This window comes from Actinoplanes subglobosus (genome assembly GCF_042650585.1).
In the GTDB taxonomy this organism is placed as follows: Bacteria; Actinomycetota; Actinomycetes; order Mycobacteriales; family Micromonosporaceae; genus Actinoplanes; species Actinoplanes subglobosus.
On the sequence record NZ_JBHSBL010000026.1, the window covers coordinates 59,079 to 72,693 of the forward strand.

Genomic DNA, 13,615 nt, shown 5'->3' on the forward strand with positions numbered 1-13,615 from the left:
ACGGCAGGGCTACGGGCTTGGACATTCCGGAGGCAGGCGATCTCGGGGCGATGATCGCCGCGGTCGATCAGCTGCCCTTCATCGTCATCGTGTCGGAAGGGCCGGACCTGCTGGTGGTCGGCAGCAACGCGGCCACCCGGGCGGTGCTGCCCGGCCGCCGGATCGTCGGCCGGACCATCCGCGAGGTGCTCAGCGACCTGTCCGGGCAGCAGTTCCTGGACGCGTTCCACGAGGTCTACCGGACCGGGGAGACGATCAGCGGCAAGCAGTGGCGGGTGCACCTGGCCCAGCCGGACGGCACCGTCGGCGAGATGTTCGCGACGTTCGCGCTGGTCCCGTGGCGACACGCGGACGGTGCGGTGCGCGGGGTGATCGGGGCCGCGTTCGACGTCACCGAGCTGGCCCGGGAGCGGCAGGCCGCCGAGGCCGAGGCGGACCGGCAGCGGCGGCGTTACGAGCAGACCCGCGACGTGATCAACGCGCTGCAGCGGGAACTGCTGCCGGCCGGGCTGCCGGTGCTGCCCGGCCTCCAGGTGGCGGCGGCCTACCTGCTGGCCGACGCGGACAGCCGGGCCGGCGGCGACTGGTTCGACGCGGTGACCACTCCGGACGGGCGGATCGCGCTGGTCGCCGGGGACGTCGTCGGGCACGGGGTGACCGCGTCCGGGGTGATGGGACAGCTGCGGGCGGTCCTGCAGGAGCGGCTCGACGCGGGCGCCGGCATCGCGGAGGCGCTCACCGCGGTGGACCGGCTGGCCGGGCGGGTGCGTGCGGCGTACGCGGCGACGGTCAGCCTGGTCGTGCTCGACCCCGGTAGCGGGGAGCTGTCGTACTGCACGGCCGGGCATCCGGCGCCGCTGCTCATCCCGGCCGACGGGAAGGCCCGCTACCTGGACGGCACGCGGGGCACGCCGCTGGGCACCGGTGGTTCGTTCCCGGTCCGGGGCGGGCGGCTCGGCCCCGGGGAGACGCTGCTGCTCTACACCGACGGGGTCCTCGAACGGCCCGGGGCCGGTGCCGACCCGGATGCCGAGCTCGCGCATGTGGCCACCGACGCGGCGGCCGGGCGGGCCCTGCACGACCCGGCGGCGATCCCCGCCGAACGGGTGTGCACGCAGACCCTCGAACTGCTCGTCCGCTCCGGTGGGCACGCCGACGACATCACGCTCCTCGCCGCTCAGCGCGTGGCGCCCGTACCCCCGCTGGCTCTTGATCTGCCGGCGCAGCCGGAATCCCTGGGCGGCTCGCGCCGGGACATCGCCGCCTGGCTGGCCGCCGCGGGCGCCGCCGACGAGGACGTCTTCGTGCTCCAGCACGCTCTCGGTGAACTGACCACCAACGCGATCGAGCACGCTATCGGCGGGGAGTCGGTCGAGGTCGAGGCGCGGCTGCTGACGTCGGGCGTGGTCGAGGCGACCGTCACCGACCACGGCGGCTGGCGGGCGCCGGAGCGGCAGCCGACCCGGGGACGCGGGCTGGCGCTCACCGCCCAGCTGGTGCAGAGCCTGCGGGTGGAACCGGGCGTGGACGGGACGGTCGCCACCGTGCGGCATCCGCTGCTGCGCCCGGCACGCCTGCTGACCAGCTTCGACGACGCGCCGCGGGCCTTCCCCCGCGACGGCGATCTGACGATCACCGAACTTCCCGGTGGTGACGAGGCGCGGATCCGGATCGACGGTCCGATCGATGCCGTCACCGCCGCGGAGGTACGGTCGGAGCTGTTCCGCCGCAGCCGCGGCGGCACCGTGGCGATGACCGTCGACCTGTCCGGTGTCAGCCATCTGGCCAGTGCCGGGGTGTCGGTGCTGCACGAGGTCAGTGCCCAGCACCTGATCGGGAAGGCACCGCTGGTCCTGGTGTCGGCCCCGGGCAGTCCGTCGCGGCGGATCCTCGACCTGGTCGGGCTCGCGTCATCCACAGGGCTCTAGTTCATCCACAGGGCGTACTCCGGTCGTCCGTCCGGCTCTCTAGACTTCGCGGGGTGACTGAGGCCCCTCTGCTCTCCGTGTCCAGTGCCACCGACGCTCTCAACCGTGTCTTCGGCTACCCATCGTTCCGTGGGGAGCAGGCCGACATCGTCGAGCACGTGATCGGCGGTGGCGACGCGCTGGTGCTGATGCCGACCGGTGGCGGCAAGTCGCTGTGCTACCAGATCCCGGCCCTGGTCCGCCCCGGCACCGGTGTGGTGATCTCGCCGCTGATCGCGCTCATGCAGGATCAGGTCGACGCGCTGCGCACCCTCGGCGTGCGGGCCAACTTCCTCAACTCCTCGCAGGACCTCGACGAGCGCCGGCTGGTGGAGGCCGAGTTCGTGGCCGGTGAGCTCGACCTGCTCTACGTCGCGCCCGAGGGTCTGGGCACCGCCGCGGTGCAACGCCTGCTCGACCGGGGGAAGATCTCGCTGTTCGCCATCGACGAGGCGCACTGCGTGTCCCAGTGGGGCCACGACTTCCGGCCCGACTACCTGGCATTGTCGATGCTGCACGAGCGCTGGCCCGACGTGCCGCGGATCGCGCTGACCGCCACCGCCACCCCGGCCACCCGTGACGAGATCGCCACCCGGCTCCAGCTCACCGAGGCACGGCACTTCACCGCCAGCTTCGACCGCCCCAACATCCAGTACCGGATCGTCGGGAAGAACAATCCGGCCCGCCAGCTGCTCGACCTGCTGCGCACCGAGCACGACGGCGACTCCGGGATCGTCTACTGCCTGTCCCGCGCGTCGGTGGAGAAACACGCCGAGTTCCTCGTCCAGAACGGGGTCGCGGCGCTGCCGTACCACGCGGGTCTCGACGCACGGACCCGGGCGACGAACCAGTCCCGGTTCCTGCGGGAGGACGGTCTGGTCATGGTCGCGACGATCGCGTTCGGGATGGGCATCGACAAGCCCGACGTGCGGTTCGTGGCCCATCTCGACCTGCCGAAATCGTTGGAGGGCTACTACCAGGAGACCGGGCGCGCCGGCCGTGACGGTCTGCCGTCGACGGCCTGGCTGGCCTACGGATTGCAGGACGTCATGCAGCAACGCCGCATGATCGAGAACTCGGAGGGCGACGCGGCGTACCGGCGTAACGCCGCCAGCCACCTCGACGCCATGCTCGCCCTCTGCGAGAGCATCACCTGCCGGCGCGCGCAGATCCTGCGGTACTTCGGCCAGACGGCCCCCGCCACCTGCGGCAACTGCGACAGCTGCCTGGCACCGCCGGAGTCCTGGGACGCGACGGTCCCCGCCCAGAAATTGCTGTCCACCGTGTTCCGCCTGCACAAGGAGCGCAACCAGCGGTTCGGGTCGCAGCATTCGATCGACATCCTGCTCGGCAAACGCACCGAGAAGGTCACCCGCTTCCGCCACGACGACCTGTCCGTCTTCGGCATCGGCAGCGACCTCAGCGAGGTCGAGTGGCGCAACGTGGTCCGCCAGCTCCTGGCCGGCGACTTCCTGGCCGTCGAGCCCAACCATCAGACGCTCACCCTCACCGCCCGCAGCGGCGAGGTGCTGCGCGGCGAGCGAAAACTGCTGATGCGCCGGGAGGCGCCGCGCAGTTCTTCCCGCAGCGGTTCGCGGGCGTCGGCTTCAGGTTCGGGTTCCGGTTCGGGTTCCGGTTCTTCAGGCTCCGGTTCTTCAGGCTCCGGTTCCAAGGCGGCCCCGGTCGATCTCACTCCCGAGGCTGCGGCCCTCTTCGAGCGCCTGCGTTCCTGGCGAGGCGCCACCTCCAAGGAGCAGGGCGTCCCCGCCTACGTGATCTTCCACGACGCGACGTTGCGATCGATCGCCGCCCTCGCCCCGGCAACGCTGGCCCAGTTGGGCACGGTCAGCGGAGTCGGCCAGAGCAAGCTGACGAAGTTCGGCGAGGCCGTGCTGGCCACAGTCCGTGGAGAAACCCCCACCGACGCCACTCCACCTGCATCACCTTCCTCCTCGCCGTCGTCCCCGCCGTCGTCCCCGCCGTCGTCCCCGCCGTCGTCCCCGCCGTCGTCGTCGCCGTCGTCGCTTTCTTCTCCGCCGTCGTCGCTTTCCTCTTCGCCGCTTTCGTCCTCGCCGGGGCGGGCTCCTGCGGCCCCACCCGCTCCCGCAGCCGGATTCTCGGCGGATGCGCCCGACTCACTCTTCCCGGTGGCCCCCGACCGGCCGTCGACTCCGTCCACCGCCGCCCGGCGGTCCACCACCCAGCCTTCCGCGTCCCGTTCGGTCGCATCCAAACCGTCTATGTCCCGCGACTCGGCGTCTCGTTTCTCCGCATCCGGGCCGCCGCGGTCCAGCTACCCCGGGGTCACGCCCTTCGACGACCCGGACCTACCGCCGCTCCCGCCAGAGCCGGATGAGGACTACGACCCCTACTACGAGGGCTGACCCCACTGACCGGCGTGATAGTCGATCCCTGACGATCACGCCGACATCAGCGTCCGCCCCGCCATCCAGGCCCGCCATGTCGGCCCATCAACGGCGACACGCCACACAAAGCCCCGAAACAGGAGCTGCCAACCCGACGCCGTTCCACCAGGCTGCCGTTCCACCTGGCTCGCGTTCCACCAGGCTGCCGTTCCACCAGGCTGCCGTTCCACCAGGCTGCCGTTCCACCAGGCTCCCGTTACCGACAGACCGCCACCCGGCTCGCGGCCATTCTGCTGGATCTGTCCAACCGAGCTGCGGCCCGCGGTCGAAGCCTGGCAGGCTCCGCCCGCGTGCCGCATCGCGCCCGCCTCGGTGGCCAGCGCATGCCGGGATCCGGGTCGGCGTGTCAGGGAGTGGCTGTGATGAGTCGCGGATTTCCGCTGGTCAGGAGCTGCGCGCAGCCCTCAGCAGAGTGGTGTTGCCGATGGCTTCTGACCAGATGTCGTGGGTGGCGGGGTTGCCGATCGCTTCTGGTCAGGGAACTTCGATGGGCTCCGGTCACGTGTTGCGGATGGCTTCGCCTGCCAGCTCAATGCGGATCTTCTTGCCTACCAGGACGCCGCCGGACTCGAGGGCCACGTTCCAGAGGAGGCCGTAGTCCTCGCGGTCGAGTTCGGCAGCGGCGCTGAAGCCGAAGATCTCCCGGCCGTAGGGATCGCGGCGGGCGCCTCCGAACTCCATCTGCATGTCGATCGGCCGGGTCACCGCCTTGACCGTCAGGTAGCCCTGGATCACGAAACGCCCGGACGCCCGGGTCGCCGCGGGTGGTAGATCGGCAATGGTTCCCCGGCGGCCCAGCGGATTGTTGCGAAGGCGTGCCCAGTTGAAGATCGGGTCGCTGTCGGCTTCCCAGGCGATGCCGGTGCTGCGGTACTCGATCGTCGGATAGCGCCCGACGTCGAGGAAGTCCGGACTGGACAGATGGGCGTCCCGTTCCGGGTTGTGCGTGTTGATGCTGTCCGTCCGAATCGACGCGCTGATCGTCGACCGCAGCGGATCGGTCCCCACCACGATCGTCGCGGTGCCCTGCGCGAATTCCCCCCGGATCGGACTGACCATCATGTGCTGCGCCACGAAACCGATTCGCTTGTGTGCCTCATCCAGTGTGTAGACCCCTGGATCCGGAATGATCAAGCCGTTCCAGTTGCGGACCGGCCGTTCGACGGTCACGTAGCTCTCCCCCTCGGCAGCATCGCTGCCGCACGGCGGCGCACGAGCCCCCCGGCCCGCCCGATGCTGATTTCGCGAGGATTCTATGCACCACAATATTCAGATAGTTAACCCCCCGATTGCGGTACGTGGTGGGCGCCACAGCGGATCAACTCGCCCCGAAACGGTGTTTCCAACCCAAATAGTACGTGTTTTGAACTGCCGAAACACAATGAGGGAAACAATTCGGGGCGATCCCGCGCCGTCGGCGGAGCGTGTCGGAAGAGCGACACGGAGCGTGAGTCTCGTCATCCTCGAACACCGAGCGTGAACCCGCGCGCCGGTTCCCGACCCCGGTCACCCGTGTGTGATCATTCCGGGAGCGGCCGGGCACGTCGCCGAAGCAGCCCGCGAAACGCGACGTCCGGCCACACTGGTCGACGCTGACCACCGGGCTCTGATCAACGCCGCCTACCGGCCACTGATCGACGCCGCCTACCAGCCACACTGATCAACGCCGGCCACCACCGGCCCCTGACCAGCACGGATACGACGCTCAGCACGGGCACAGCACCTGGCCGGAACGAATACAACGCTTGACCAGCACGGATACGACGCTCAGCACGGACACAGCACCTGGCCGGAACGAATACAACGCTTGACCAGCACGGATACGACGCTTAGCACGGATATGGCACTTGGCCGGAACGGCTACGACACCTGGCCGGCAGGGGATCGGCACCTGACCGGCCACACACGACCGCGCCCGGCCCCGGAGGCCGGACGAGGAAACACCGGAGGACAGATGGGCACCTGGGATTTCGGGCCGTTCGACAACGATGACGCCGCCGACTGGAGCGGTGATCTGCAGGACGCGGACCCGGCTCGCCGTTCCACCCTGATCCGGGAGACTCTCGACAGTGTGCTGCACGACGGCGAATACCTCGAGGCCGACGCCGCGAACCAGGCCGTCGCGGCAGCAGCCGTGATCGCCTCGCTTCTGCCCACCGGCACGCCGCTCACCACCGCCTACGCCCCGGATTTCCTGGCCGCCGGCGAAACCCTCGACCTGCCGGACGACCTGCCCGCGCTGGCACTGCGAGCCCTGGACCGCGTGTCCGGCGACGACTCCGAATGGAGCGACCTGTGGGAGGACAGCCTTCCCAAGGCCCTCGCCGCCCTGCGCCCCATCCGCGAGGCCCTCGAGTCCGCAGTCTGACCCGTGGGAGGACAGCCTCCCTAAAACCCTCGCCGCCCTGCGCCCCATCCGCGAGGCCCTCGAGTCCGCAGTCTGACCCGTGGGAGGACAGCCTCCCCAAAACCCTCGCCACCCTGCACCCCATCCGCGAGGCCCCCGAGTCCGCAATTTGAGCGGAGGCGCCCAGGCGCGTGGGCACCGAACGTCCAGCACGACGCAGCCAGCCAGCGAGATACAGCCAGCCAGCACGACGCAGCCAGCCGGCAGGACGCAGCCAACCAGCGAGGTGCAGCCAGCGGGCACCGAACGGCAGGCCAGCAGGAAGCGAACGGCCATTGGGCGCTAGCGGGATGTTCGGCCCGCCGCTCGGGGGCTGCGGACCGGGGGCTGCGGACCGGGGGCTGCGGACCGGGGGCTGCGGACCGGGGGCTGCGGACCGGGGGCTGCGGACCGGGGGCTGCGGACCGGGGGCTGCGGACCGGGGGCCGCCGCTCGGGACCGGCCCGGGGCGCGAACAGCATCCGGCGCGCGCCCCGGTGCCGGTGTCACTGGGTGATGTTGACCATCCATGGGATGCCGAAACGGTCGACCAACTGGCCGAACTCGTCGCCCCACATCTGCTTCTCCAAGGGGACGCGCACCTGGCCGCCGGCGGACAGCTTCTCCCACGCGTTGCGCAGCGTGTCACCGTCGGCGCCACTCAGGCTGACGGTGATGTTCTCGCCCGGCTTGTACTCCATACCGGGCGGACAGTCGGAGGCCATCAGGGTGTAGCCCTGCGGTGTCTCCAGCTGAGCGTGCATGATCAGGTCGGCCGACGCCGGGTCGGGAGCGCCGAAATCGCCGAACGTGTTGACCTTCAGCTCGCCGCCGAAGATCGAGTGATAGAACTCGACGGCCTCGCGCGCCTTGCCGTCGAACGTCAGGTACGGGTTGAGCAGAGACGTCATGAGTCGCTCCATCGTCGTCATTGACTCCGTCCCCTCGGACGCTAGACCCACCCCCCGACATTTTCCGCGGGATCAGCCCGCCACCACCCGCCCGAGCGGTCGGCCGCAGCCGGGAAAGCGACGGACGCGTTCGATGTCGTACCCCGCCGGTAGCATCCGGCGCAGTGAATTGAATCGATGGGGAGGCACGATGGCGGCGACCAGACGACCCGGCGTCACCGTGCTCGACCGGCGGCTTCGGCTGTCGCTGCTAGACCGCACCGGTTCCGACGAACGCTTCCGCCAGCTCGTCGATCAGGCTCTGGGAGCGGCCGAGGCAGCCGGGGGCGACCTGCCCCTGGTGCTTTATCTGAGTCTGGTGCGCGCCGGGTTGAGCGGCTCCGGGGCCGGCGGGCGCGGGGGCGCTGCGCCGTTCACTCCGGAGGGTTCACCGGCTCCCGGTGACGAGCAGGAGGGCTGTCTGCGGGAGATCCGGGTGCGATGGCAGGCGCACACCCGCCGCCATCTCTTCACCGATCCGGCGGTCCGGCTCGGGGCACTGCTCCCATCCGCGCCACTCGCCGGGAACCCGTACTCGCTGGCCCGGCTGTTGCGGGTGTTCGTGGGACACCTGGCCGGCACCGACTGTGGCCGGGCAGCCGCGCTCGCCGCCCTGATCGAGGACCCCGGTGAGGCCGCGGTCGCCCAGTGCGCGCTGGTCGGGGCCGGTCTGGCCGCGCACGATCTGGAGCGGGAGGCGCAGGCCTGGTCCCGGCAGCGGCATCTGTTGACCCGGATGCCGTCGTGGTCCTGGCCGGGCGGGCGTGACGGTCACGACCGGGAGGTCCTGGCCTACCTGCGACCGGATCACCGGGCCCGGTTCGACACCGCGGTCGGGGTGCTGCCGTTCGCCACGGGGCTGGGGCATGCGCTGCTCGCCGGGCTGCCGGCGCTGGGCGAGGTCCATCGGGCGGCGTTCGTGTGTCACGGGTCGGCGGTGTATGCCGAGCAGCGTCTCGCCGGGCGCCGCCCGGATCCGGAGGCGGCCGCGGCGCACGACGAGGTCCGGCGGAATCCGGCGGCGGCCGGGCCGGTCGTCGCGGCGGTGGTGTCGGCGAACGAGCAGGTGCTCGGGGCTGCGGAGCTACCGGTGGGCGATCCGGTGTATCGGTTGTATGCCCGGATCACGGCACGGACCACGCGGGCTCACCGGCTCGGTGCCGACAGTCTGGCCCCGGAGCCGGTTCCGGACGGATTCGACGTGCGGCGGCTTCCGGCGTATGCCGAGATCGTCCGGCAGAACGCGGACACTCCGATCGTCGCCGCGCTGGCCGCCCGGGTGCGCGCCGAGGCGACCGCCGGCGGAGACCGCGAGGCGCTGCTGATCCTGGCCGACGCCGGATATGCCGACCCGGACCCGCTGCTGGACGCCACCGATGCGCCGACAGGCCGACACCCGCTGCTGGACGCCACAGACCCGCCGCCAGGCCGACACCCGCTGCCGGACGCCACCGATGCGCCGACAGGCCCACACCCGCTGCTGGGCGGCACGGGTCCGCTGCCCGGCAGCCCGGGCCCGGTGCCGATCGAGCCAGGCCCGGCCCGGCGCCGCGGCCGGGCCGGCCGGTCCCGGGATGTCACCGTCGAGCGCTGTCCGGAGCTGGCGGTCCTGCTCTTCCGGCACCGACCGGCCGAAGCGGTCCGCCGGGTCGGCGCGGCCGCCCGCGCCGACTGGACGGTGGCGGCTGCCATGCTGGAGCACGCCGCCGCCGAGTTACTTGCCCTCGCCGGGCCGCGGATCGCCGCCGACCTGCACGACGCCGTCGTCCGGGCGGCGACCTGCACGGCACCACCCGGAGTCACACCGCCGGTCGTCGACGGCGCCCACCCGGCCGGCGGGGCGAGCGACGGCTGACCGCCGAAGCCGCAGATGGGCGGTGAGTGGCCGGCGGGCCAACGACGCGCTGGCTGACCGATTCAGGTGACTGACCGATTCAGGTGACTGACCGATTCTGGCGGGTCTTAAGGCGTCTTGGGCCGCATTCAGCCCGGCGGGCGCGCTGCGGTCCGGTGTTGCGGGGGCGTCGCGGTGTAGTTCGAGAGGTGTGGTCCGGCGGGAGGGGGCACGGCGTACCGGATAAGGGGGTGGTGGGTGTGGAACGAACCGCGCCGCACCCACCACCCGGGCTGAGGAGGAACGTCAGCGGTGGTCGGAGCCTTCGGCGGTGACGGCGGCGCGACCGGCCTCGATCCGGGCGATCGGGACGCGGAAGGGGGAGCAGGAGACGTAGTCGAGGCCGACCTCGTGGAAGAAGTGGACGGAGTCGGGGTCGCCGCCGTGTTCGCCGCAGACGCCCAGTTTCAGGCCGGGACGGGCGGCGCGGCCCTCCTCGGCGGCGATGCGGACGAGGCGGCCCACGCCGTCGGCGTCGATCGACTCGAACGGGGAGATGCCGAAGATGCCGAGTTCGAGGTAGCGCCAGAAGAACGCGCCCTCGACGTCGTCGCGGGAGAAACCCCAGGCCATCTGGGTCAGGTCGTTGGTGCCGAAGGAGAAGAACTCGGCGGCCTCGGCGATCTGGCCGGCCGTCAGCGCCGCCCGCGGGACCTCGATCATGGTGCCGATCAGGATGTCGACGTCCGCGTCGCCGACGATCGTGGCGATGATCTTCTCGGCTTCGGCGCGGACCGTCTCGAGTTCCTGGACGGCGCCGACGAGCGGGACCATGATCTCGGGGCGCGGCCGGCCGCCCTCGGCGGCCAGGGCGACGGCGGCCTCGGCGATGGCCCGGACCTGCATCGCGAAGAGACCGGGAATGACCAGACCCAGGCGTACGCCGCGCAGGCCCAGCATCGGGTTCTGCTCGTGCATGCGCCGGACGGCGGCGAGCATCTGCTCGTCGTGTTCGACACGCTGGCCGTGCTCGTGCTGGACGGCGACCTTCACGGCGAGTTCCTCCAGCGACGGCAGGAACTCGTGAAGCGGCGGGTCGATCAGCCGGATGGTGACGGGCAGCCCGTTCATCTCGCGGAAGATGTCGAGGAAGTCGGCCCGCTGCAGCGGCTGGAGCGCGGCGAGGGCGTCGTCGCGTTCCGTCTCGGTGCGGGCCAGGATCAGGCGTTCGACGAGTTCACGGCGGTCGCCGAGGAACATGTGCTCGGTGCGGCACAGGCCGATCCCCTGAGCGCCGAAACGGCGGGCGCGGGCCGCGTCGGGGCCGGTGTCGGCGTTGGTGCGCACCGTCAGGCGGCGCTTCTCGTCGGCGTGCGTGATGATCCGGTGCACCGCCGCGACCAGCGGATCGTTGGCACTGGCCGGCTCCAGGTCACCCTCGAAGTACTGCACGACCTCGCTGGGCCGGACCGGGACCTCGCCGAGGTAGACGCGGCCGCTGGTGCCGTCGATGGAGATCGTGTCGCCCTCACGGACCGTCACCGAACCGATCGTGAACGACGACGAGGAGACTTCCATCTCGTCGGCGCCGCAGACGCAGGTCTTGCCCATGCCTCGCGCGACGACGGCGGCGTGTGACGTCTTGCCGCCTCGGCTGGTGAGGATGCCGTTGGCGGCGATCATGCCGGGCAGGTCGTCGGGGTTGGTCTCGCGCCGGACCAGGATGACCGGCGTCCCCGAGGCAGCGACCTCGACCGCGCGTGCCGAGGTGAAGACGACCTGACCATAGGCGGCGCCCGGCGACGCGCCGATGCCACGCGTCACCGATGACGGATCAGAGGTCAGATCGAAGCGGGGGAACATCAACTGTGCCAGCTGGGCGCCGGTGACCCGGTGCAGCGCCTCGTCCAGGTCGATGACGCCCTCGTCGACGAGCTGGGCGGCGATGGTGAACGCGGCGGCGGCCGTGCGCTTGCCGACACGGGTCTGCAGCATCCACAGTTTGCCGCGCTCGATGGTGAACTCGATGTCGCACAGATCCCGGTAGTGGCCCTCCAGAGTGGCCATGATCTGCATCAGCTCGTCGTAGGAGCGCTTGTCGAGCCGTTCCAGGTCGGCCAGTGGCAGCGTGTTACGGATGCCGGCGACCACGTCCTCGCCCTGCGCGTTGGACAGGTAGTCGCCGTAGACACCCTGCTCGCCGGTGGCCGGGTCGCGGGTGAAGGCGACACCGGTGCCGGAGTCGGCGCCCAGGTTGCCGAAGACCATCGCGACCACGTTGACGGCTGTACCCAGGTCGGTGGGGATGCGCTCCTGCCGGCGGTAGAGGACGGCGCGGTCGGCGTTCCACGAACGGAACACCGCCTCGGTGGCGAGGTCGAGCTGCTCGCGCGGGTCCTGCGGGAACTCGTGGCCGGTGTGCTTGGCGAACACCTTCTTGTACGCGGTTACCAGCGCCCGCAGATCGTCGGCGTCGAGTTGCACGTCGTCGCGGACGCCCTTGGCGGACTTCGCGTCGTCGAGGGCCTTCTCGAACTCGTGGCCGGGCACGTCGCACACGGTCTTGCCGAACATCTGGATGAGACGGCGGTAGGAGTCCCACGCGAACCGGTCGTTGCCGCCGGCCTGCCGGGACAGCCCGTCCACGGACTCGTCGTTGAGGCCCACGTTGAGGACGGTCTCCATCATGCCGGGCATGGAGAATTTGGCGCCGGACCGCACCGACACGAGCAGCGGGTCGGCCGGGTCGCCGAGGCGGCGGCCCATCTTCTCCTCGAGCGCGGCGAGGTGCGCGTCGATCTCGGCGGCCAGGCCGTCGACGTGGGTACCGTTGCGCAGGTACTGCTGGCACGCCTCGGTGGTGATGGTGAAGCCGGGAGGCACGGGCAGGCCCAGGTTGGTCATCTCCGCGAGATTGGCGCCCTTGCCACCCAGAAGGTCCTTGAGGTCCTTGTTGCCCTCGGCGAAGTCGTAGACGAACTTCATGCCTCTACCTCCCGGTTAAGAATCCGCGGCGGATACCAACTCCTGCCCTGGGATTCGTAAGGCTAAGCACGACCGGGGTGAATAGTTAACAGTCCCGTGGCTTTTTCCACACGGGTACGGCCATCACTGAGCGGTACACGCTCTCTCCGAGCAGTAACGAGCAGCGGACTTGCCCGCCGACAACCCGCCGGCTGCTGATCGCGTGGTGGAGAAGGGGGCGCCGGCACGGTTCACGGCAGAAAATAAGGGCGCCGCTGCGAATTCCACGGGGGAAGAACTCGCAACGGCGCACCGCGAACATTAGACGACGATCGTCGCCGTGTCTATCCCACGCGCTGAACGACCGACCCGACGAGCTTCTTCCAGTCGGCCTCGAAGTTGGGCGCGGGACTCGCGTTGTTCAACTGGTAGATGGCGTAGCTGTCGACGAGCACCACGTTGCGGGTCCGCAGCACGGCCACCGCGACGTCGGCGGTGCCGGGGTGGGCCGCCTCATACAGCTTGTGGCGCACGATCACGAACCCGGACCAGACGCCCTCGTCGAGCTCACGGACCTCGACCGTCTCGGTGTAGGCCGGCTCGTTGCGATCGGCGGTCACCGCCGCCGGGACCTCGGACGTCTTCTCGCACTGGTCGGCGACGGTCCGCAGCAGGCCCAGCCCGGCCGAGGCGCTGTCGGCGTCGGCGTAGACCAGGGCGGACTGCTGGAGCGTCTGCGCGCCCTTCTCCCCCTCGTCTGCGGCGTTCGACGAGACCAGCTCGGCGCCCGGTGGCACCTGCGGCGGGGTGCTGCCACCACCGCAGAAGCTGACGAGCGTGGTCGGCGCGGCGCTCTCCTCGGGGGCGGCCCACGCCGGACCGATCTCGGCCGGCTGGAGGAACGAACCCCGCATGGTGGTCACGGTGATCAGCCCGGCATCCGGCTCGCCGTCGTCGGAGGAACTGCACCCGGCGGCCATCACCACCAGGGCACAGGCGGCGCCCAGCGCGGCACGGACGGGTCTGGCGGTCAGGAACATCCGGCCATCCTGCCAGACGTCCCGACCAGGCGGAAAAGTATCCACAGT

The 13,615-nt window shown here is 70.6% G+C and carries 9 protein-coding genes; 5 read left to right on the forward strand and 4 right to left on the reverse strand.

Annotated elements, in window-relative coordinates:
- The first annotated feature begins 17 nt into the window (after nucleotides 1-17).
- On the forward strand, nucleotides 18-1,928 hold the full coding sequence (locus ACFO0C_RS38680) for a SpoIIE family protein phosphatase (RefSeq protein WP_378071766.1): 1,911 nt from the start codon (nucleotides 18-20) through the stop codon (nucleotides 1,926-1,928).
- A 53-nt stretch (nucleotides 1,929-1,981) separates the two neighbouring features.
- On the forward strand, nucleotides 1,982-4,351 hold the full coding sequence (recQ, locus tag ACFO0C_RS38685) for a DNA helicase RecQ (protein WP_378071767.1): 2,370 nt from the start codon (nucleotides 1,982-1,984) through the stop codon (nucleotides 4,349-4,351).
- 540 nt (nucleotides 4,352-4,891) lie between these two features.
- On the opposite strand, the gene ACFO0C_RS38690 is transcribed toward recQ, so the two are convergent.
- Nucleotides 4,892-5,563 (reverse strand): YceI family protein, encoded by a 672-nt coding sequence (locus tag ACFO0C_RS38690; RefSeq protein ID WP_378071768.1) that lies wholly within the window; start codon nucleotides 5,561-5,563, stop codon nucleotides 4,892-4,894.
- A gap of 346 nt (nucleotides 5,564-5,909) precedes the next feature.
- Here ACFO0C_RS38690 and ACFO0C_RS38695 point away from each other — a divergent pair, with 346 nt between their 5' ends.
- Together ACFO0C_RS38695 and ACFO0C_RS38700 are read left to right on the forward strand one after the other, a co-directional pair.
- Nucleotides 5,910-6,053, forward strand: coding sequence for a hypothetical protein (locus ACFO0C_RS38695; RefSeq protein ID WP_378071769.1), 144 nt, complete (start codon nucleotides 5,910-5,912; stop codon nucleotides 6,051-6,053).
- Between the two features lie 294 nt (nucleotides 6,054-6,347).
- Nucleotides 6,348-6,761: a DUF4259 domain-containing protein gene (locus ACFO0C_RS38700; protein ID WP_378071770.1), complete on the forward strand. Its 414-nt coding sequence runs from the start codon at nucleotides 6,348-6,350 to the stop codon at nucleotides 6,759-6,761.
- A 524-nt stretch (nucleotides 6,762-7,285) separates the two neighbouring features.
- Here the strand turns inward: ACFO0C_RS38700 and ACFO0C_RS38705 are convergent.
- Entirely contained in the window at nucleotides 7,286-7,690 is a 405-nt protein-coding gene (locus tag ACFO0C_RS38705; RefSeq protein WP_378071771.1) for a VOC family protein, read from the reverse strand.
- A 190-nt stretch (nucleotides 7,691-7,880) separates the two neighbouring features.
- Between ACFO0C_RS38705 and ACFO0C_RS38710 the strand changes: the two genes are divergently transcribed.
- On the forward strand, nucleotides 7,881-9,584 hold the full coding sequence (locus ACFO0C_RS38710) for a hypothetical protein (RefSeq protein WP_378071772.1): 1,704 nt from the start codon (nucleotides 7,881-7,883) through the stop codon (nucleotides 9,582-9,584).
- A gap of 285 nt (nucleotides 9,585-9,869) precedes the next feature.
- Here the strand turns inward: ACFO0C_RS38710 and ppdK are convergent, their stop codons facing one another.
- Both ppdK and ACFO0C_RS38720 read right to left on the reverse strand, forming a co-directional pair.
- A complete protein-coding gene (ppdK, locus tag ACFO0C_RS38715) occupies nucleotides 9,870-12,548 on the reverse strand; it encodes a pyruvate, phosphate dikinase (protein ID WP_378071773.1) in 2,679 nt (892 codons plus the stop codon).
- A gap of 323 nt (nucleotides 12,549-12,871) precedes the next feature.
- The gene (locus tag ACFO0C_RS38720; RefSeq protein WP_378071774.1) at nucleotides 12,872-13,567 is read right to left on the reverse strand and encodes a hypothetical protein; all 696 of its coding nucleotides are present in this window, start codon (nucleotides 13,565-13,567) and stop codon (nucleotides 12,872-12,874) included.
- Nucleotides 13,568-13,615: the final 48 nt, after the last annotated feature.